Annotated in this window: 16 protein-coding genes; 5 read left to right on the top strand and 11 right to left on the bottom strand. The window is 45.8% G+C overall.

What is annotated here, in order from left to right; all coding sequences use genetic code 11:
- Nucleotides 1-13: 13 nt before the first annotated feature.
- The 3 genes from EXM22_RS14430 to EXM22_RS14440 all read right to left on the bottom strand — a co-directional run bounded on the left by EXM22_RS14430 (nucleotide 14) and on the right by EXM22_RS14440 (nucleotide 3,738).
- Nucleotides 14-1,546: an NAD(P)H-hydrate dehydratase gene (locus EXM22_RS14430; RefSeq protein ID WP_149487192.1), complete on the bottom strand. Its 1,533-nt coding sequence runs from the start codon at nucleotides 1,544-1,546 to the stop codon at nucleotides 14-16.
- Between the two features lie 4 nt (nucleotides 1,547-1,550).
- On the bottom strand, nucleotides 1,551-1,823 hold the full coding sequence (locus EXM22_RS14435; protein ID WP_149487193.1) for a hypothetical protein: 273 nt from the start codon (nucleotides 1,821-1,823) through the stop codon (nucleotides 1,551-1,553).
- A gap of 100 nt (nucleotides 1,824-1,923) precedes the next feature.
- Nucleotides 1,924-3,738: a hypothetical protein gene (locus tag EXM22_RS14440; RefSeq protein ID WP_149487194.1), complete on the bottom strand. Its 1,815-nt coding sequence runs from the start codon at nucleotides 3,736-3,738 to the stop codon at nucleotides 1,924-1,926.
- A 176-nt stretch (nucleotides 3,739-3,914) separates the two neighbouring features.
- Here EXM22_RS14440 and EXM22_RS14445 point away from each other — a divergent pair, with 176 nt between their 5' ends.
- Together EXM22_RS14445 and EXM22_RS14450 are read left to right on the top strand one after the other, a co-directional pair.
- A complete protein-coding gene (locus tag EXM22_RS14445) occupies nucleotides 3,915-5,321 on the top strand; it encodes a tetratricopeptide repeat protein (protein ID WP_149487195.1) in 1,407 nt (468 codons plus the stop codon).
- Nucleotides 5,318-6,523 (top strand): TraB/GumN family protein, encoded by a 1,206-nt coding sequence (locus EXM22_RS14450; protein WP_149487196.1) that lies wholly within the window; start codon nucleotides 5,318-5,320, stop codon nucleotides 6,521-6,523. The genes EXM22_RS14445 and EXM22_RS14450 overlap by 4 nt, the downstream gene beginning before the upstream one ends.
- Here EXM22_RS14450 and radA read toward each other — a convergent pair.
- Genes radA through EXM22_RS14465 form a run of 3 tightly spaced genes read right to left on the bottom strand, consistent with a single transcriptional unit; the run spans nucleotide 6,503 to nucleotide 9,955 of the window.
- Nucleotides 6,503-7,879 carry a DNA repair protein RadA gene (gene radA / locus EXM22_RS14455; RefSeq protein ID WP_149487197.1) on the bottom strand — a complete coding sequence of 459 codons (1,377 nt, stop codon included), beginning with the start codon at nucleotides 7,877-7,879 and terminating at the stop codon, nucleotides 6,503-6,505. The genes EXM22_RS14450 and radA overlap by 21 nt on opposite strands.
- Nucleotides 7,880-7,883: 4 nt before the next feature.
- A complete protein-coding gene (locus tag EXM22_RS14460) occupies nucleotides 7,884-8,900 on the bottom strand; it encodes an FKBP-type peptidyl-prolyl cis-trans isomerase (protein ID WP_168203528.1) in 1,017 nt (338 codons plus the stop codon).
- A gap of 26 nt (nucleotides 8,901-8,926) precedes the next feature.
- Complete coding sequence (locus EXM22_RS14465) at nucleotides 8,927-9,955, bottom strand: peptidylprolyl isomerase (RefSeq protein ID WP_149487199.1); 1,029 nt, start codon at nucleotides 9,953-9,955, stop codon at nucleotides 8,927-8,929.
- Between the two features lie 402 nt (nucleotides 9,956-10,357).
- Between EXM22_RS14465 and pheS the strand changes: the two genes are divergently transcribed.
- Nucleotides 10,358-11,401: a phenylalanine--tRNA ligase subunit alpha gene (gene pheS, locus EXM22_RS14470; protein WP_149487200.1), complete on the top strand. Its 1,044-nt coding sequence runs from the start codon at nucleotides 10,358-10,360 to the stop codon at nucleotides 11,399-11,401.
- Between the two features lie 14 nt (nucleotides 11,402-11,415).
- Nucleotides 11,416-13,830, top strand: a complete 2,415-nt coding sequence (pheT, locus tag EXM22_RS14475) for a phenylalanine--tRNA ligase subunit beta (RefSeq protein ID WP_149487201.1) — start codon at nucleotides 11,416-11,418, stop codon at nucleotides 13,828-13,830.
- Between the two features lie 45 nt (nucleotides 13,831-13,875).
- Here the strand turns inward: pheT and EXM22_RS14480 are convergent, their stop codons facing one another.
- Nucleotides 13,876-14,472, bottom strand: coding sequence for a hypothetical protein (locus EXM22_RS14480; RefSeq protein WP_149487202.1), 597 nt, complete (start codon nucleotides 14,470-14,472; stop codon nucleotides 13,876-13,878).
- An 82-nt stretch (nucleotides 14,473-14,554) separates the two neighbouring features.
- Nucleotides 14,555-15,280: a sensor histidine kinase gene (locus tag EXM22_RS14485; RefSeq protein ID WP_149487203.1), complete on the bottom strand. Its 726-nt coding sequence runs from the start codon at nucleotides 15,278-15,280 to the stop codon at nucleotides 14,555-14,557.
- Between the two features lie 87 nt (nucleotides 15,281-15,367).
- Here EXM22_RS14485 and EXM22_RS14490 point away from each other — a divergent pair, with 87 nt between their 5' ends.
- Nucleotides 15,368-15,949, top strand: a complete 582-nt coding sequence (locus EXM22_RS14490; protein ID WP_149487204.1) for a cob(I)yrinic acid a,c-diamide adenosyltransferase — start codon at nucleotides 15,368-15,370, stop codon at nucleotides 15,947-15,949.
- Between the two features lie 10 nt (nucleotides 15,950-15,959).
- Here EXM22_RS14490 and EXM22_RS14495 read toward each other — a convergent pair whose 3' ends face one another.
- The 3 genes from EXM22_RS14495 to EXM22_RS14505 are packed head-to-tail and all read right to left on the bottom strand — an operon-like array spanning nucleotide 15,960 to nucleotide 20,991.
- Nucleotides 15,960-16,697 (bottom strand): SGNH/GDSL hydrolase family protein, encoded by a 738-nt coding sequence (locus tag EXM22_RS14495; RefSeq protein ID WP_149487205.1) that lies wholly within the window; start codon nucleotides 16,695-16,697, stop codon nucleotides 15,960-15,962.
- 2 nt (nucleotides 16,698-16,699) lie between these two features.
- The gene (locus tag EXM22_RS14500; RefSeq protein WP_149487206.1) at nucleotides 16,700-19,765 is read right to left on the bottom strand and encodes an AAA family ATPase; all 3,066 of its coding nucleotides are present in this window, start codon (nucleotides 19,763-19,765) and stop codon (nucleotides 16,700-16,702) included.
- Nucleotides 19,762-20,991 (bottom strand): metallophosphoesterase family protein, encoded by a 1,230-nt coding sequence (locus EXM22_RS14505; protein ID WP_149487207.1) that lies wholly within the window; start codon nucleotides 20,989-20,991, stop codon nucleotides 19,762-19,764. Before EXM22_RS14505 ends, EXM22_RS14500 begins: the two co-directional genes overlap by 4 nt.
- Nucleotides 20,992-20,993: the final 2 nt, after the last annotated feature.

A 20,993-nucleotide genomic window follows, 5' to 3' on the forward strand; every position in this document is an offset into this window, starting at 1 on the left:
TTTAAAAACCTCATTAAGGAATCATTTTCATTTTCCCTAAAAAGGTCTGTTTCATTTCGTTGTAATTGTTTTTGTACTCCAGAAGGCATCGGGGCAGGGCCTCGATGATGTCTGACGCTGTAAAGCTCTCCCTGGCTCCAGGGTATCTTTCTGCTGTGAGTCCGTGAAGAAGAACAGCCTTACAAACACCCTGAATCACAGACTCCTGGGTCGCTATGAGGGTTGCGACCATACCTGCCAGGACATCGCCGGATCCTGCTGTACCCAGGGCGTCATTTCCGGTGAGGTTTATATATTCTTTACCATCACTCTGGCAGATCCTACTCCTTGGTCCCTTATAAACACAGATGACTCCGTATCTTTCTTCAAGACTCTGATCCTCTGTTAATCCTAAGCGCAATCTTTTTTGTTCTCCCAAGTGGGGGGTAATGACGGTTTGGAATTTTCTTTTACTCGTTAGATCGGGTGATCCTGCCAGAGCATTGAGACCATCCGCATCCAGCACCAGAGGAACGGGAATCAATGGAATTAATTTTCGGATAAGAGAGACCGTTTCCTCCTGACCTGTCATGCCCGGCCCCATAAGGACCACATCGTGCTTTGATGCCAGATCCAGAAGAAGGGTTTCATTTTTTTCAGAGATCGTCTTTTCTGTTGTTTCCTGCAACTCCTGTATCACCGCTTCGGGACAGTGGGCTGAGAACCCGGATGCCTGTGACTGTGGAACTGCCGCAGTCACATAACCCGCCCCGGATCTGTAGGCGGCCTGTGCGGCCAGAGCGGGGGCTCCCTGATAATTTTTTCCTCCTCCGATGATCAGGATACGGCCGAAGCTATTTTTGTATCCCAGAGGATCTCTTTGGATCAGGGGGGAAGGAATATTGAATTCGGTTTTGCCGGGCCAGTCTCTGATGAGTGGGGGGGGAAAGGATATTCTGGAACAAAACAGTTCTCCGTTGTATACATATCCGGGACTGAGTATGTTTCCTCTCTTGGGAGCTCCAAAACAGATTGTTTTGTCTGCCCGGATAGAGATTCCCCGGGGCTGGGCCGTTGTTCCGTCTATGCCCGAAGGAATATCCAAGGAGAAGATAGGCGCTCCGCTGTGATTCATTCTTTCAATAATGGCCTTATACTTCTCACTGACAGTTCTATTGAGACCTATCCCCAGAAGAGCGTCGACAATGAGCCGATTCGGTTTAAAGCTGAGTTCTTCATCATTTGGATTGAGAGACAGGGGGATACCAATCTCTCTTACAGCCCTGTAATTTTGAGACGTTTCTTTTGAAAAATGATCTGGATTGCCCAGGAGCAGAACCTCAACATCTTTTTCAAGGGAGAATAGAATTCTGGCCAGGGCCAGTCCATCCCCTCCGTTGTTTCCGCTGCCGCACACCAGTAAAACAGAGTGATGGGGATACTCTTCTTGAATGACGGAGAGAGCAGATAAGGCCGCATTTTCCATAAGGATCTGGGCGGGAACCTTGTATTTATGGATGCAGGTCTCATCCATCCGACGCATTTCATCAGGATTGAGGACCTTCATGGAATTATTCCGGATCCATTCCTGCAAACTTGAAAATTTCGGATTGAACCCACATGAAATTCTGATTTTCAGTGGGAACAAGAAATTGGGATGTTTCGATTACCGAATCATCATCGGCAATGATTGTAACATCTTTGACCGCCAGAACCGGATATTTCTTACCGGGTTTGAAGTTCTTGGCAATTTTCACATATTCTGACGATATATAGGGAAAAAAATCATTATGATCGGTGTCATAGTTCTCTCTGTTCACAACGTAAAAGACACTGCTTTTCATTAAATCCTCCAGGATGCTGTATTTAATGTAATTTCATAATCATTATACAGGATCATAGGGAATTTCTCCTGTATTTTTATAAATAACAGCCAGAAAATGATTATTCTGTCGTTTCAGTTGTTCCGGCTTGTGTTATTGATTCTCCTGATATTGCCGTCGTTGGAGTATTGGCTGCTGTTTCAGGGCTTTCGGTGAGAGGGATCTCTTCGACAGGCGGATTAAATTGAATCCGGATCGTCTCTTCTTCAACCCTGTGTTTTAATTTAACGAAGAGGGTCTTATTCACGGCGTCGTAGACCCATCCGTCAGAATATCTTTGAAAGCGAGGGTCGCTCTTCCACCGGATGTTGTGTAGAAAAACCCGGTCAAAGGGTTCGACACCTTTGATGATCAGATGGTGGATCTGTCCTCGTGGAAACCTCACTTTCACGTCCATAAATTGATCTGTCAATTGTGAAGAAATACTTCTAGATGCCGTATAGATCCACACTTCTTTCTGGGGATCATTACTCATGTTGATGACCCGGGGAGTAAAGGCCGCATCCTGAAACAGGCTGTAAACATCTTCCGGCGGAAGTGCGCCTTCACCCAGGGATGCCCGTTCCCTTGAAAATTTAATCTTTTCAGGAAGAACTCCGTTCTCATCGGCCCGGCTCAGTATGGTCGCCCTAATCATCGAAGAGATTGACCGGATGTTTTTATCACCGGTTCTATCCGCCGCCATTTTTAAGAGTTCTGCTGCTTCCAGGGTGAAAAGAGTGTTGCTTTCGGGTTGATCGGGATGGAGTATATACAGCCCCTCTTCAAGCCAAACAATGAGGGGATAAATGTTTTCTTCAATCCAGGGAACAGGGTCAGAGATCCCGGGATCATCCAGGATTTTTTTCAACTCCAGAATTTCACGATAGGGTGAAATATCAGGATTGGCTGTTACTTTCAAGGAGGTCTTTCCCTGAAGGAGGCTGGAGTAGCTGCTGCGCAACAAGGGGGCTGTCTTGTTGACTATGTCCCCGGTAAAAGGACTGGAATACCAGCTCAATACAGAACTGTTTTTTTCCGCAGCCTTCAGCAAATCTGCCGATAGGAGGGTTTGTTCCCCCCGTCTGTAGGATTCTGATAGGGACAGAACTAGTGCTTTTTCGCTGAACATCGGGGCTCCGGCAGGCATTGTCCAGTTTCCTGTGGTCTTGTCAAACCGTGATTTCCAGCCGGAATAGCTTTTATCAGAAAATCGGGTAATTGTTTCTTTCTCAGAAGGAATCGTCTTCTGGCCCTCCGCCAGCCATTCTCTAACAGATCTTCCCAGTCCAGGAGCTTCATCTTCAAGTGTAATGGTATTACTCACTCGGTCTGCCATGGAAATTATGAGAGTAGAATCCTTAAAATCAAGAATTCCGCTGCTGTTCATAAAGTATGTACTCGTCCCATCGCTCAGGATGATTCTATCCTGATCATCCCTGTTCAGAAGATAGCTCTCTTGGGGAAGAGCCTTGATTCTCAGCTCTTTTATGGGAGGAATCGTCTGAGGAACAGCGATATTAATAGAACTGTCACTGCTCTGGGACATATTTTGTATGGCAATGGATATATCATATTTAAAATGGAGGACTATACCAGTATCGGTTCTTTCCAGGCTCTCCAGGGCCAGTTCTCTGATGATGTCGTCTTCTGTGATGACCTTCATCGGCTCCGAGGAAGAAATGTTAAGTTTCAGTCCATTTGTAAACACAGCCATTTTAGAGATCTTTGCAGGAGCAAAAGCCGTGGCCATGGTTTTTGTCCCCTTGAAAGAGACATTGTCAATGACCAGTGAAATCTCTTCAAATCGTGAAAAATGATGGAACAGAAAAAAGAGTATTATTAGGGCATAAAAGACAGGGACTACTGTCAAGAATGATCCGGGTTTTCTTTTCATATGGGACGAATCTTACCAGCAGGAAACTAAAAAAGCAACCTTGCCCAAATCGTCTTCGGGAGGTATATTATCTGTATTCTGAAGGTTTATCCTTCAAGTTATTCAAACCATCTTAATCACCCTGAAAGTTGATATTTCTTTTTAAGAATCCTTTCAGTCTATTATTAGGAGACTAAATGAATCTGAGCCGACTGACTCTATTCGGAGCATTCCTCCTGGCCGTTGTTTTCTTTCTGCCACTATCATGCTCCAGTACTGTCTCTGAAAAACCAGATGAAAATGCTGCTGAATCTGCTGAATCCACTCTGCCCGATGTTAAACCGGAAGAGCCTGAACCATCTCTGGTTGAATCCCTCAATGAGCTTAGCTCCGTAGAAGACGCAGAAAAAGCCTTGGCCCTCTTAGAGAGTGCGGAAAAGCTGACATTGGAAGAACGAATTGTAAAATCGGCTCTTATGATTTCAGAGGGATTCTGGGATGAAGCCCGGGAAGAACTGAACTCCTTACTCGATGAGAATCCGGGACATCCTGATGTTCTGTATAATCTGGCTCTCTTAGAAAATGCAGAAGGGAATACTGTTGCCAGAGATGACAGAATCCAGGAACTCCTGGAGATTTCTCCCAATCACGAAGACGGTCTATTGCTGAAAGGGACCATAGATCTGGCTGCCAGAAGGTACAAAGAGGCCGACAAGAGTTTTAGCCTCATCCTGGAAAAAAATCCTACAAATTTTTTGGCCCTTTCGGGAGCTGGATCTTCCCAGATGAATCTGGACAATCTTGAAGGTGCGGTGAAACTTCTGAATAGAGCCATCGAGCTGCAACCCGATTTTGCTTATCTCTATGTTGATAGAGCCCGGGCGTTCCGCGGTCTTAAGAAATATGGTAAAGCCGAGGATGATTACACACGAGCCATTGAGCTCGAACCGGATGTTGAATGGCATTATCTGGATCGTTCCAGAATTGCTATTCAGTACTTTCATAATCTGGAACGTGCCTGGGAAGATCTGGAGCAGATTGAAAGGATCAATCCAGACAATCTTTTTGCCAACATATACAAAGCTGGAATCCTGGATGAATGGAAGCGTTTTGATGAGGCTGAAGTCTATTATGAAAAAGTCTTAGCAGCCCGTCCGGGGTATGGGTATGCCCATGAACCACTGGCAAAATATGCGTACATGAAGGGTGATTTTGTAAAAGCAAAGGATCATTTCTTGCAGGCCTATGAGTTTGAAAGCCGGGATGTCCTGTTTGTGCTGGCGGCTGCCGTGTGTATGGAAAAGGTTGGAGACCGCAAGGATGCTGAGAAACTCCTCAAGGAAGTGGCTCCCCGTGTGACGAGAGACAGCCTGGAATATGAGATGTTTCGATACTTTCTCCAGCCAGGATCAAATTATTTTATAACAGACAAGATTGCTAAAGAAAAAAATGAAGACCTGCGCAGCCGGATGTACTTTTATCTGGGAGCCCGTGATGATCTTAAAGGGCTGAGAAGAAGTGCCCTGGCCAGCTATGAGCAGGTTGATGAGAATACCGGCTTTTTTGAATCAGAACTGGCTGCCTGGGAAAGGAACCATCCATGAGTGAAGAGATAAAAATTGAACATGAAGGGGATACGGTTAGCCGCATCCATCTGGGAGAAAGGGAGATCCTGCTTCTGGGTACGGCTCATGTCTCATTAGACAGTGTCGAAGAAGTGACGAATGCCATTCGGGAAGAACTGCCTGACCGGATCTGTGTCGAGATTGATGCCGGACGTTATCAATCCCTATCCAAGAATGAAAAATGGCAACAAATGAATCTGACAAAGGTCTTTCGTGAAAAAAAAGGATTTCTTCTTCTGGCCAACCTGGTACTGACCTCTTTTCAGAGAAAGGTTGGTATGAATACGGGAATCAAGCCCGGGGAAGAGATGAAAATGGCCATAGAAGTGGCTGATGAACTCTCTATTCCCTATTCCTTCAGTGACAGACCCGTCCAAATGACGCTGCAGCGAGCCTGGGGGAAGAGCAGTCTCTGGAATAAAATGAAACTTCTGGCTTCTCTCCTCAGTTCTGTTTTTTCAACAGAAAATGTGGATGCAGAAGAGGTCGAGTCTTTGAAAGAAAAAGGAGCTCTCCAGGACATGATGGAAGAACTTTCGAGTTTTCTCCCTTCAGTCAAAGAAGTTCTCATAGATGAACGGGATCAATACCTGGCAACAAATATTTTTGAAGCCCCCGGGAACAAGATCATTGCCGTTGTCGGTGCGGGTCATATGGAAGGGATTATCCGCTGGATTGAAGACTTGCATTCCGGTAAAAAAGAAGCCGATCTTAAAGAGATCTCCGCTCTTCCTGTCCGGGGAGTCGGCAGTAAGATGCTTCCCTGGATTATCCCTGCCCTGATTTTAGCTATTGTTGTGACAGGTTTTATTACTTCGGGATTAGATGTGGGTCTTCGTATGCTTTTGGTTTGGGTTCTGGCGAATGGAACTCTGGCGGCTCTGGGAGCCATTTTAGCACTGGCGCACCCTCTTACCATATTGGGATCCTTCCTCGCAGCACCCATTACCAGTATGAATCCTACCATTGGTGTGGGGATGGTTTCGGGTATCATGGAGTATTTTTTCAGAAAACCCAGGGTGAGCGATATGGAATCTCTTCAGGATGATGTGACCAGCCTGAAAGGATGGTATCGAAACAGAATCTCACGAATCCTGCTTGTCTTTTTCTTCTCTTCCCTAGGCAGTTCCATCGGTACGTTCTATGCGTTACCGCGGATTTCAATGCTTCTGGGGGGCTGAAAAAACCTGCTTAATGGCTTCTTTGATGTCCTTGGCTATTATGGGTGGGGATCCTGTCCATTCCTGAGTCTCGTCTGACTTGCCGGGAATGAGAATCCGTTTAAACCCCATCTCCTCGGCGGCTTTCAGGCGACGACGGATTTGGGGGACTGGCCTGATTTCTCCGGTGAGGCTCATTTCTCCCAGGGCTATCAAATCCGATGGTATCCGAATTCCTGTTCTGGCTGAGTAGATCGCCAATGCCAGGGGGAGTTCCATGCCTATCTCGGCTATCTTCATACCTCCGGCAACATTGATATAGATATCCTGATCAGAAAATTTAATTCCAAGATGTTTTTCCATTATAGCGGCTACCCGGGATACCCGGCTGCCCTCTACCCTGTCTGAGAAAATCCTGGATACTGCTCCTTTCGCGGGGACAGTCAGAGATTGAATCTCTACAAGCAAGACCCTGGAACCCTCAAACACGGGTGCGACAGAGATGCCCGGAGGCAGTTCTCCCTCTCTGTTTTCAAGAAAAAGGCCTTCCGGGTGACTCACTTGGCTCAACCCTTCTGAGCCCATTTGAAAAAGGCCGACCTCATCCACAGAGCCGAATCGATTTTTTGTTGCTCTCAGGACCCTCAGCTCACTGCCAGAGTGGTCAAAGTAAAGTACCGTATCCACCATATGCTCGATGACCTTTGGTCCTGCAATGGCTCCATCTTTGGTTACATGAGCTATGAGAAAGAGGACGGCTCCTCTTTTTCTGACCCAGTTGATGAGTTCAAAGCATCCGTATTTGAGCTGGTTTACCGTCCCGGGAACCATTCCCTGTGAAGGAGACTGAATGGTCTGTATGGAATCCATGACCACCAGGCCGGGTTTTCTTTCTTCCAGGGTCCTGAGAATCTCCTCTACTCTGGATTCACAGTAGAGGATGAGCTTGTCCGAATTGATTCCAAGGCGGTTGGCCCGGAGTTTTATCTGGCGGGGTGATTCTTCCCCGGAGATGTAGAGTACTTCTCTGTCCTGGGAGGCCATCATGGCGATTTGAAGCATGAGAGTTGATTTTCCTATCCCCGGCTCTCCCCCCAGAAGTACAGCGGATCCTTCAACAAGTCCTCCTCCCAGGACCTGATCGGCCTCTGGTATCCCCGTTGATTGGCGGGTGACATCTTCTAGAATTATGCTGCTGATTTTTTGAGGTACTGCGGCCTCTTCAAAGAGGCCGGAGGGAGTGGGAGCGGCAGTAGGAAGAACCTTTTCTTTAAAACTGTTCCATTCACCGCAGCCGGGACAGCGTCCCAGCCACTTCGGCTCTTCATGCCCACAGGAGGAACAGTAGAAAACGGATTTACTCTTTGCTTTTGCCATGGACTTACTGGAAGTCGATCAGCTCAATTTCAAAGATGAGCCAGGAATTGGGAGGGATTGGACCGTATCCATTTTCTCCGTAGGCTAATTCCGGTGGCAGGATGATGACTCTTTTCTCTCCGGCCTGCATGCTCAAAGCCGTTTCTATCCAGCCTGGAATGACACCATCTCTGCCAATAACAAACTGAAATGGTTCGCCCCTTGAGTAGGAGTTATCGAATTCTTCACCTGTGATCAAACGTCCTGAATAATGCATTCTTACAGTATTTCCAGGGCGGGGTTTTCCACCATTGCCTTGCTGAACCGTCTTGTAATAGATTCCTGTTTCTGATTTCTGAACGTTGTCACCCAGTTGATTCAAAATAGAGGCAACTCTGGGATACTCTTCTGCAAAGACCTCTCTGGATTCATCATAGGCCGACTGTATCATCTGTCTTACCGATTCATTGTCTGGAAGGAAAGATTCGGCCTCACTGCCTATTCTGATGATTTTCACAGAATCTACGAGATCTCCCCTTTTTAGCTTTGAAAGGGTTTTGTCTCCTGCTATCAGTTTACCGAATGTTGTGTATTTCTGATCAAGAAATGAATCACCTTCAATCAATATCATGATCTGGCTTCCATGATCTTCATTTTGTCTGGAAACCATCATCAGAGAACCGGGTGATTCCGAAGTATAAGAGGAGCCTTCTTCCCTGGGGATGGTATAGCCCACTCCGCCCTCTCCAGTTCCAGTTGGATCTCCTAGAAACAGGGCATATCCTCTGACTTCTCTGTAAATATTTTGATTTGAATAGTAGGGACCACTGGCGTCTTCAAGTTCCATTTTCCCTTCTGCCAATGCCACAAAATTAGACACCGTCCGGGGAAGCTGCTCGTAGTCCAGTTGAAAAAGGATATCTCCCTTTATGGTACTGAACCGGGCAAATAGACCCGGAGGCAGAACTTCATCCTGAGCCGAGAGCATCAGGGGACTCAACATTAATAACAATACTAAACAGTACAGGTTTTTGTTTTTCATTCTTGTCTCCAGGTCTTTTGTCATTCTTAGAAATCGAGAAGTTCTACTTCAAAAAGAAGCCATGCATCGGGGGGGATGACGCCGCCGGCGCCTCTGCTGCCATAGGCCAGTTCGGGAGGAAGAATGATGGTTCTCTTTTCACCTTTCTTCATATCCAGAATGGTTTCGTCCCATCCGGCTATGACTCGTCCGCCGCCAGCAGGGAATTCAAAGGGGGTTCCCCGGTCTACAGAACTGTCAAATTTACGCCCATCCAGGAACATACCAGTGTAGTGAACTTTAACGTTTGTACCTGTGGTCGGTTTACTACCGCTTCCTTCTTTTTCGATAATATAGCGGATGCCTGATTTGGAAACCTGTGCATCAGGCCATTTTTTGTTGATTTCTTCAAGAATACTTTTCTGGGCTTCTGCCTTTTTTCTCATTTCAGCGCCGGCTAACTTTTCTAGGGCTGCATCAAATGCTTTTTGATCGTTTTCGAAGGCTTCAGCCTTGGCACCGACTCTGATGACTTCAATTGTATTAATTTTATCATTGGCCTTAATGGCATTGACAACATCTTGTCCTTCTAAAACCTTACCAAAAATGGTGTGCTTACCCTGAAGCCAGGAGGTCTCTACATGGGTTATGAAAAACTGACTTCCATTTGTACCGGGGCCGGCGTTGGCCATTGCCAAAATTCCGGGACCATCAAACTGAAGGGAATTGTCAATTTCGTCGGGGAAATTATATCCAGGACCACCTGATCCTGTTCCTGTGGGGTCGCCGCCCTGAATCATGAAGTCGTCAATGACTCTGTGGAACTTTATACCATCATAATAGTTCCCTTTCTTGTTTGCATCAATTTTTCCTTCGGCCAAGCCGGTGAAGTTGATGACTGTCAGGGGAGTTTTTTCAAACTCTAGATTCACAAGGATTTCTCCCCGGTTGGTATCAATTAGGGCGTAAAGTCCATCTTTTAGTGAACTCTTATCTACTGCTACTGCACTCATAGTTGTTGTCATGAGCAGCACGCCTGCCAGCAAAACTGTTTTCAATGTGGGTTGCCGCTTCATAATTCCTCCTGTAATAATTTAGAAACCTGTAAAGGTAAGTTTGTTACAGATTTACCTGTAATTTTTAAAAGAGCATAACATTTAAAACTTGTAGAATCAATTCACAGATGCTCTACCATGGGTATGATAATTGCTTTTGGAATGGCCGGTTCCTTTTATTGACAGCTCTCTGAGAACTCTATAAAATCTAATTAAATTATGAGAATCCCGAATTTCTTCTTTATTTATTTTTTGAACTTTTACTTTTTTTCCGGAGGGGAAACCCCGGGGCTTTCATAAAGAACAGATGTTCATAAGAGCCGCAGAGGGTTTCCCCATAAGGGAGACCCGCTGCGGCTCTTTTTTTGCATCATCGAAAATACAGGGCTTTTTGGTCCTAATCAAATATTTGCGAGGTCCGGAATGCTACAAAATCTGGAAGATCTGAAGAACGAATTTTCCACAGCCCTGAATGAGGTGAAAGATCAATCCTCATTGGTGAACCTGAAGGCTGATTTCCTGGGAAAAAAGGGAAAACTGAATAACATCCTCAAATCTCTGAAGGATGCCACGCCAGAAGTTCGAAAAACTCTGGGGATGAAATCTAACCAGCTCAAAGAAACGATACTGGCTGACATAGAGAAAAAGATGACAGCTTTGGAGCTCTTTGAGATCAATGAAAGACTTAAAAAGAACTGGCAGGATATTACTTACCGTTCGTCACTTCGGGATCAGGGGCTGACTGCGGCAGGGTATCATCCTGTGACGATCATTCAGAGAGAAATCGAAGATATTTTTACATCCATGGGTTTTGAGATCCTCGATGGTCCTCATATCGAAAATGAATACTATAACTTTGAAGCATTGAACATTCCCGATACCCATCCGGCAAGAGACATGCAGGATACGTTCTGGTTTAAAGACATGAAGCATCTTTTGAGAACCCATACATCTTGTATTCAGGCTCGTGGCATGGAGAAGAGAACTCCTCCTTTTAAATTCATCGGGCCTGGAAAAGTATTTCGCTGTGAAGCGACCGATGCCTCTCATGAGGCTGCCTTTCATCAGTTGGAAGGGATGATGGTAGGCAAGGATATATCTGTTGCCAACTTGATTTACTTCATGAAAACACTCCTGAGTGAAATCTTTAGAAAAGAGGTCAATGTGAGACTTCGTCCGGGGTTCTTTCCTTTTGTAGAACCCGGATTTGAACTAGATATCGAGTGTCTTATTTGCGGCGGTTCGGGTTGTTCTGTTTGTAAACAGTCCGGATGGGTTGAACTTCTTCCCTGCGGGATGGTCCATCCCAATGTCTTAAGACATGGGAATGTTAATCCCGATGAATACAATGGATTCGCCTTTGGTCTGGGATTAGACCGGCTGGTCATGATGCGTTACGGTATCGATGATATCCGGCACCTTCATAGCGGAAACCTTTCTTTCGTTTCTCAGTTCAAAACATTTTAATTCAAGGAAGCACCATGTATATATCAATAGAATGGATCAAAGATTTTGTAGATCTTCCCGAGATCAGCCCCGAAAAACTAGCCGAACGTTTCACCATGGCCACCTGTGAAGTAGATGATGTTCTGACCACAGGGGAACTGCTGAAACGAGTGCGTGTCGTAGAGATCACTCAAGTGGAGGACCATCCCGATTCCGACCATCTTCATTTGGTTCGGTTTACAGACGGTAAAGAAGAGCGTCAGGTTGTTTGCGGAGCTCCCAACGTGGCTGTGGGTAAAAAGGTTCCTTTTGCTCCATTGGGAACAACTTTTTCCGGTGGATTTACTCTGACCCCCAAGAAAATCCGGGGCATTGTTTCCGAGGGCATGCTCTGCAGTGAAACAGAACTGGAGATAGGGGATGATGACTCCGGGCTTAAAATCTTTCCGGATGATGCCCCTCTTGGACAATCAGTAGGCGATTATATTGGTCAGAAAAATGACATCCTCTTTGACATAGATAACAAATCCATCACCCACCGACCCGACCTTTGGGGGCATTATGGAATGGCGCGTGAGTTTGCCGCGGTTTTTGGAAACCCCTTAAAGGATATCTGGAATTCTGAATGGGAGAAGACCATCCGGTCTTGGATGAACGATGAAAAACCACCGGTAAGCATCTCGGTAGATCCCGATTCAGCCAATCTTGGGTTCACTGGGATTTCCATGGATAATATCACAGTCAAAAATAGCCCGCAATGGATGCAGGACCGTTTGAATGCCTGCGGTATGAGGCCCATCAATAACATCGTTGATATTTCAAATTATGTCATGCTGGAATTGGGAATCCCCAATCATATTTATGATAGAAATACAATCCGGGGAGAAGAAATCATTGTCCGCCGAGCCGGTGATGACAAAGAGTTCGTAACCCTTGACGAAGTTACAAGGGAGCTTCTCCCTACGGATACCATGGTTTGTGATGCCCAGGGGCCCTCCGGGATTGCCGGAATCATGGGAGGACTGGACAGCAGTATTGCCGATACGACGTCCCGGATATTTATAGAAGTAGCCAACTGGAAGGATTCGGAAGTCCGCAGGACAGCCACCAGATTGGGTCTCAGGACCGATGCTCTGCAACGCTATGAGAAGTCTCTGGATTCACAGCTTCTAGAAAGAACCCTGCTTCGCTTGGTTGAACTGGTTCGGGAGAGCTGTCCAGAAGCTAAGGTGAGAGGCTCTGTTGTCATGGCAAATATGCCTGAATACAGCCCCATGGTTATCAATGTCAGTCCTCAGCGGATTTGCCATGTTCTGGGAAAGGATGTTCCTGCCGACGAGATTGTCAAAATTCTAAGAGCCCTGGATTTTACTGTTGTTCAATCAGAGACGGGTCTATCTGTGACAGTCCCCTCTTACAGGGCCACAAAAGACATTGAATGTGATGCGGATATCATCGAGGAGATTGGACGGGTTATCGGGTATGACAATATTACTCCCGAATCTCCTTTGAATACCATATCGGCGGTCAGGCTGTCAGAAGCCAAGGTGAAAAGCCGAAAGATTCAGGATTTTATGGTCAACCGGGTAGGTGCCCTTGAGATCATGACCTATCCCATGGTAGGTGAGAAGCTTTTGGATCAGGCTTACTGGCCCGTAAAAAATGAATCTTTAGTTCTGGTGAATGCCATGAGTCCTGAATCAGATAGGATGAGACCTTCGTTGATTCCCAGTCTGATGGCTTCTACGGCTCTGAATCAGAAGAGTTACAGCTCTTTTAGAATGTTTGAACTGGGACGGAGTTATCAGGAAGATACCAAGGAATTCTCCAATGAACGCTATCAGTTTGGTTTTGTGGCTTTTGATAAAAAGAAGTCCCCCTACCTGGAAGTGGCCAATGCCATGGAAGAACTTTTAAATTCCCTGAATATTTCCTTCCGCATGGTTCCCGGGGCAAATGACCGGAATCCCTTATACCCTCAGAACTGGGAAGGTCTTCATCCCTACGAAACCATGGATATTCAGATCATGGGTAAGAGTCGGGGATATATTGGAACCATTCACCCTCTGGTCTGCAGAAATTTCAAGATCAAGGGCCAGTTGGTCATCGCCGTATTGGACCTCACAGACTTTCAGGATCAGAGGATGAAGGATAAGACCAGGTACCAACCCTTAGACAGATTTCCTTCTTCTTTGTTTGACTGTACTGTCCTGGCTGACGCTCAGACTCCTGTGGAGGATGTGGTGAAAGCCTTAAAGACCATGAAGATGAAAGAATTGGACTGGGTTAAAGTGGCCGATGTGTTTGTTATGTCAGAAGAACAAAAGGCTGTTACCTTAAGGATGTCTTTCAAGGATCCGGAAAAAACACTGGCAGGTGATTTTATCAAAGAGGCCGAAGACCTGGCGGTGAAGACCCTGGAGAGCAAAGGATTTCCATTAAAAGTTTAAAATCATGTGAGCTGATAAGGGTAAGAAGCCAAAATGCATCTTACCCTAATCATCTTTTTTGAGGAGACTGGTGGATGAAATACTGCCCATCAGAGCAAAACCCTCCACCTCTATGCGGGGGCCCGATGGATCAGATTCAACCCGGTTTTCAATGGCACCCATGAAGGGGAGGCCAGTAGTGTTGACCTGTACTCCAGGGGGAAATTTCAATTCTATACTGCCCATGACGGCACAGGCCTGAATCCTGACCGTCTTGCGGGGGAACCGGGCTTCTCTGAAATCTAGAATCTGGCTTCCCAAGAGGGCACAAACTTCCAGTTTTTCAGGAACATTCCAGATTCCTGTTCTTAAGTTACTACCCATAAGAGAGAAATAGTTCTCTTTTTTCTTGCCGGTCCCGCTATGATACCTGCTGCCTTTTTCATCATCCTTCTCTTTGTTTCCGGAACTTTCCGGGGTAGGGAGGTCTTCTACAAGGGAGATGATTTTGCTCTTCTCTTCCGTTTCATATAGATTTTTAAGACGGTTTTCCAGAGATTCAATGCTGATATGCCCATGAGCATAACTCCACTGAAGCCGTTCTTCTGCTTCCTTTCGAAGAGTTGAAATATCAATAGACATGTAATCATCGATCATAGACATGGGTTACTCCGGTAAAAAATGGGGTTTTGGATTTAATCTATTATAACATCCCGAGACCGATAATGTTATGAAAGTTCACGAATCAGTCCTTGTAGAGTTCATTCCCTGCCTTTAAGAAGAGAGTGGCGATGGTTTCCTTTCCGTTTGTGTCCACATTCAGAGCGTCGTCTCCAAAGCCGAGGTTATTCAAAAGCTGTAGGATCATGACGAGGCCCAAACCGGCTCCTTCACTGTAGTCTTCCAGTGCTTCATAGGCTTCGGGTATGCTACTGTAGTTTTTCATCGTTTCAAATTTCTTATGGATACGTGTTTTTTCTTCTTCCGTAAGAGGTGTGTTATTCCTGACTCTGATGCGAAGGGTTTCATCCTTCAATTGAAAATCAATCTTGATGTAAAGACCGGCTGCCTTTTGTTTAGTATGAAACCTTTCAATTTGGCTGAAGGTGTCCTGTCTAAACGTAGAGATCCCGGTGGTGTAGTCTCCGGGACAGTGAATGTCCAAACCTTGTTCTTTAAAATATACGCGCTTTGCATTGGCTCTATTGGCATTTCCTGCCAGTTCATGTAGGCAATAGGCTACCTGATTTACTAAAAATGGTTTTTCAATTTCATCCAGATATTGTTTGAGAACACGGTCAATGTAGTCTCGTTCTCTGGAAAGGTATGAGACAGTTTTAACTGTCAGAGTCTTAGATTCACTGATGGCATATTCAACAAGGTTTCGGCTCATGTCTGTATTGCTCGATATTTTTTTCACTATCTTATCACGGGGGAGATCTTTTGCAATTAAGTTATATTTTTTTTTCATTAAAAGTTACTCTAAGGGCTAAATTGATCGTTCCGACACATCCATTTATTCTTGAAAATCAGTTTTCTAAGAACCATACTCATCAGGATGAGAAAGAATAAATTAGACTTTGACCAGATCACGACCCGGGGCGGGGACAGTGGTGACACTTCACTCTTTAATGGAGAGCGGCGACGTAAAGATGACCCTCTCTTTTATCTTCTGGGAGACTTGGATGAATTCTCAAGTTCTTTAGGAGTTGTAAAGGCGGGGTTACGCCAGTTCGGGCCACTGTCAAACGATGACATTCGAAAGGTAAAGTGGTTGGCCCTTATTGAAAAAATCCAGGCAGATTTAATCATTCTGGGGGGGATGGTGGCAGATCCTGATAATAGAAGCAAACTCAGAAACACTGCCCTGGGCGAAAAAGAGACGGTCTATTTAGAAGAGTTTCAAAAGAAGATGATGGAAATCACTCATTTTCCAAGAGAGTTTATCCATCCGGGAGAAACCATTTATTCCGCCTGGATTGATGTGTCCAGGACGGTCTGTCGCCGTTGTGAGCGCCAGATTGTCAGTCTGATCAGGAATGGTGTGATGACTCATCTCATTCCAGGCCAGGTGTATTTGAACAGACTTTCGGATCTACTTTTTGTTTCGGCCCGGTACTGGGAACAAGTCGTAGACTGATTCTTTACAATTATGACAACAGTTCGGGAAGCATGGTCTGAGCCGCCAGACGGGCTCCTGCACTATTCAGATGTGCCCCATCTATGGTCAACATCAGATTTCGCTCCTGGCAAAGGACTTCTTCCCCCTCTGTTTCAAGACGTTGGCTGTCCTTGCCCAGATCTTCGGGAGTTCGGAACAGGTAGGATGACCCCGGTTGTGAGGGCCTCAGCTCATTTTCGAATATAAGGCCCCAATCCAGACAACGACAGTCAAAGATGGCTCCATTAAAATGATTACAGCATTCCTTAATGATGCGGTTATACTCCTGTCTTTGTCGGTTGAGTGATGAGGATAGATCTTCACCAAGGCAGGGAATTGTGCAGAAAAGAATTTCGGGGATCTTCATATCGAAGGCCTTGGAGAGAGTCATTTTAACAGTTTCCCTGAAGGCCTGGGCATTGTCTGCCGGGACAGAGCCATGGCGCTTTAGTTTTCTTATGAAGGGGTCCCACTCCGGTCCCATGGATTGCATATAGGGGAGGAGAATGTCGTTTGCTCCTCCCCCGAGGATCATCTTTTCAGGCTGTGAGCTTTCTTTTAGAGTAGCCGCCATTTTCAGACGAATCCCTTCCATTGTAAATCCATTAACACCGGCATTGATGAGTGAGTGTTCTGCCATCTGGGGTTCTTTTTTTAGAACTTCCACAAAACTACAACCCAGATTTCCTGCTGTCAGACTGTCTCCCAGAAATAAATACTGCGCCATGGTCAGGCCTCCTCCTTTCTTTTCCAGCTACTCTGTATCCGGCTTCCCAGTTCATCATCCCGGCTGACTCTGAGCCATACATCCAGATCCTGCTGCAGGTCTTCTACGTGGGATATCAGTCCAATAATTCGCCCTTCCCTGCTCAATTGGCGTAATGAAGCCATCACTGTCTCCAGGGAGGCGCTGTCCAGGGAGCCAAATCCTTCATCCAGAAAAAAGAAGCTTCCCTTGCCGCGGCCGGTTTGTTCGGCCAGAGCCAGTGCCAGGCAGAGAGCTGCCTGAAAGGTCTGCCCTCCCGAGAGTGTTTTAATATGCCTGAGCCTGCCTTCGTTTAGAAAGTCTCTGACCAGAATTTGATTATCCTGAAAAACCAGTTCCAGGCTTCTGTTGCTCATTGAAGAGAATCGAATGTTTGCCAACTGACAGAGTTCGTTGAGGTAGACGGCTGCAATGAATTCCACAAACTTTCTTCCCTTGAACAAAGAGGCCATCTCCTTGAGATTATCGAGGCGGATTTTCTGTTTTTCCAGGGAGAGAGCGAGGGTCCTTTTCTGATCGAGCTTTATCTTCAGGTCCTCTCTTTGTGTTTTTAGGGCTCCCACCCTGCGTTGATCCTGCAGAATTGAGAACTCTAATTCATTTAGGCTGTTTTTCAATTCCAGAGGGTCCGCCTGAATCTCATTTTTCCCCTGCAAGGCTACTGTGATCTTTTTCTTTTTTTCTCCCAGGAGCTGCACTGCATTGTAATAGGTTTCAATGATCTTTCTTTCCTTCTCATCATCCGGAGGCTGTGAGAGTATCTTTTCAATTCTTTCCAGGCTGGGAGACTCTTCAGATTGCATTTTTTCTGCAATGCTTTGTTCTAGAAGGGATTTTTCTTTTCTGTTGTTCTGCAAGGATATTTCCAGAGAATATTTCTCATTCCTGAGGATCTGTAACTCCTCTTCTTTCGCTCTTCTAGACGATTTAAGGCTCTGATAATCCCGGTTGAGGTCTTCAAGTCTTGTATTCAGATCTTCCAGTTGACCCGATGGGAGCTCCTGTCTATGTTCAGGGATAATTTTGCTCTCCAGAGTTCTCATTTGAAGGGTTATGCTCTTCAGCTCGGCGTGAATTTTAGTCTTTTCATTTTCTCTGTTGTGTAGCTTACTTCCTGATTCTCTTGTTTTTTGTTCCAGAGCCCTGCGCTTCTTTCGAAGATCCTTTAATCTATTCTTGCTGGCAGCAAGGTCTTTTTCCAACTGTAATAATTGATCCTTGTTATCCCGGTCATAGTCTTTCCAAATGAACTCATTATTGAGTGTCATTTTCTCTGCTTTCATATTTTTGAGGAGAGCCTGTTGTTTTTCTTCTTCGGATTCCAGGTGTTCCAGGCGGTTTAAGACCTCAAGGATACCTTCCTTCTTTGTCTGCACCTCGTTCTGTGAGACCCTTAAGACCTCTTCTGCCTCATCAATGCTTGCTTCTTGGGCTGTGGAAATCACTTCAGGATGATGAGTGGCTCCGCAAAGAGGGCAGGGCTTACCTTCCTGTAGGGACTCTGCCATTTCCGCAAGGAGTTTCAGATGGTATTGACGGCCCTTTCGCTCTTCTAGAGAGTTTCGTTTTTTTTCCAGTTCATCCGCTTCTTTTTGTAAGACCTCCATCAGTTTTTCCTTGAGGATCGAAGCTGTATCTTCGGGTTGAATCCTCACATCAGGAATAAGCTCTTTTAGTCGGGACAGAGAGCTTCTCTTCTGTTCCTGTGTTTCTTTGATGTTTTCATTCTGATTAAGGAGGCGCTCTTTTAGAAAGGAAGAGCGGCTGTACCAGTCCTGAAGTGGCTTGATTTGCTCTCCTGTCTCAACTTTTTCTTCGATGGACACAATTTCCTGATCCAAATTTTCCAGATGCAGTATCATTTCATTATGTTCTGATTCCAATCCTTTCATGGATTGTTCCAGTTCTTTCAAAACTAAGACTGATCGCTCTTTTAGCTCCTGCATCTCTTTGTACTTCACTGCGGATTCAAGAGAGTCCCTGGTTTTGATCAGGTCTCCATATTGTTCCTGATCTTTCAGTAGTCTCTGCCAGTAGGCTTCCTGTTTTTTCAGAGACTGTTCGGCGGATGATATCTCTGAGGTCAAATCCTCTTTTTTCTGAAGGATTTCCTGGTTCTGGCGGGTCAACTCTTTTTGGCGGGTCAGGTCTTGAGAAAAGAGTCTGTCCAGACGGCGGAATTGTACAAGCTCCTCTTCTTTCCGGCGGATCTCATCCCTGCGGGATTCCATTTCAAGTAGATCCTTTTCAATCTCTGAGAGTTCCTGTTTCAGGCTTAAGATTTCTTCCAATTCCTTCAATTGATCTGCCTGTTTCTTTCTGTCCGAAGTTTTTTGGATGATCACTTCATTGAGGAGGTCTAATTCCTGATCCATTGTTTCTAAATTTTCAGGAGACAGGCCCTGAAGATCATCCAGTTTTCCTTCTAAAAAGGAGCATTCCTCGCGGCATCGGGCCAGCAAAACAGAGGTTTTGGATGAGAGATTGAATCGTTCCAGCCCAAAGAGTGTTTCAATCATACCAGTTCTACCCGAGGGGGGGAGCATGATGAATTCCTGAAATTTGCCCTGGGGAATGATCACCGTTTTTCTGAAGTGTTCATAACTGAGACCCATGACTGCTTCAGCGGAGATTCCTCCCCGGATTCCTTCGTCTGGTAGGGGGACCCATTGAGAGTCTTTTTTAATATACCCTGAGCGTTCGGGACTCTGGACTTTATTGAAGTCTTTTTTATGTCTCTTTGCGGTCACTGTAAAGCGGTAGACTTCATTGTTATGGTTAAACTCAAAGTCTATATAGAGAGAGGAGGACTGGAGGTTCATGATATTGTAGCCTCTTTGTTCCTTCTCATTGAGTCTTTCGATTTGACCGTACAGTGCGTAGGTCATGGATTCTAATATGGCTGATTTCCCACTTCCAACAGAGCCAAATACTCCGAACAGCCCTGCTTCACTGAGGGTCTGAAAGTCAATGATCTGCCGGGTTCTGTAGGAATAAACACCTTCTAGAGTGAGTTTCAATGGAATCATGAGTCTTGTCCACTGAGAATTTCATCAAGGAGGTTCATCAGTTCCTCTCCCGGGGGGGTGTTTTGTCGGCTGCTGCGGTAGTATTCATCAAAAACTTCTCTTATGGACTTTCCGGAAAAGTTCCTCTTTTTGAAAATTTCTTCCCCTCCTTTGTTTTTCAATTCGGGGATAATCGCAAGAATCCGCTCATGGCTTTGGAGGATCTTTTGTTTTTCAGCTCCCCTGAGGTATTCTTCTGTTTTCATTGTTATTTCAACATAACCCCGTGGATGTTCCTGAAGCCAGGTTACGGCCTCATCGGCACTACTGAAGGTTTTGCGGTACAAGGGCCATGGACTTTGTAGAGGATGAAATCGGTACTTTGCTTTTCCGCCGGGCTGGACAGTGATGAGAACCACAGATTTGCCTTCTGATTTTTCACTCAGACTGTAGGCTCCGGGACTGCCGGAATACACCGCCGGGACAGGGGAGCTTGCCACAGGAAACCCTCTGTGGAGATGGCCCAGTGCCATGTACTGACATTCTCCGGGGAGAGATTCGGTATAAATCTGCTCAAGACCTCCGGGATGCAGTATGGACTTTTCACCTTCGGGTTCTTCTTCTGCCAGAAGTTCTGAGCGGCTGCCCATAAAGAGGTGGGCTGCCATCAGGTTGATTCCCTGGTCATTAAAATATTTTGTTGCCAGATTTTTCCAGCGCTTGGTCAGCACGGTTCTCAGGGCGTCTTCTTTGTTTTCCACATCGAGGTAGCGTCTCATCCTCGTTTCGCTGGCATAGGGAGTACAGATGATTCTCACTTCTTCCCTGACTCCCGGCAATCCCTTGAAGAGGACCATTCCAGGATCGGGAAAGGAGGCAGAGAGTCCCGAATCTAAGCTTATGTCTTCAGGTTGGCTCTCAGGATATCCCATGAAGAAAATACCGCACTCCCTGGCCAGAGCATCGGGAGCCTCCACATGTTCGGGAGCGTCGTGGTTTCCAGCCAGGGCCAGGATGATCCTTTTGCCTCCTCCCGTCATCCTGTGGAGGCTGCGGTAGAGGAGTTCTATGGCTTCGTGGGGCGGATTCCAACTGTCATATAGATCTCCCGAAAGGAGAATCAGGTCGGGTTCTTCTATCCGGCAGATCTCTATGATTTCATCCAGAATCTCTTTCTGTTCTTCCAGGCGTGACCAGTTCCCTAGTTTTTTTCCGAGGTGCCAGTCTGATGTGTGTAGAATTTTCATGG

Origin of the sequence: Oceanispirochaeta crateris (assembly GCF_008329965.1) — a bacterium.
Taxonomy (GTDB): Bacteria; Spirochaetota; Spirochaetia; order DSM-2461; family DSM-2461; genus Oceanispirochaeta; species Oceanispirochaeta crateris.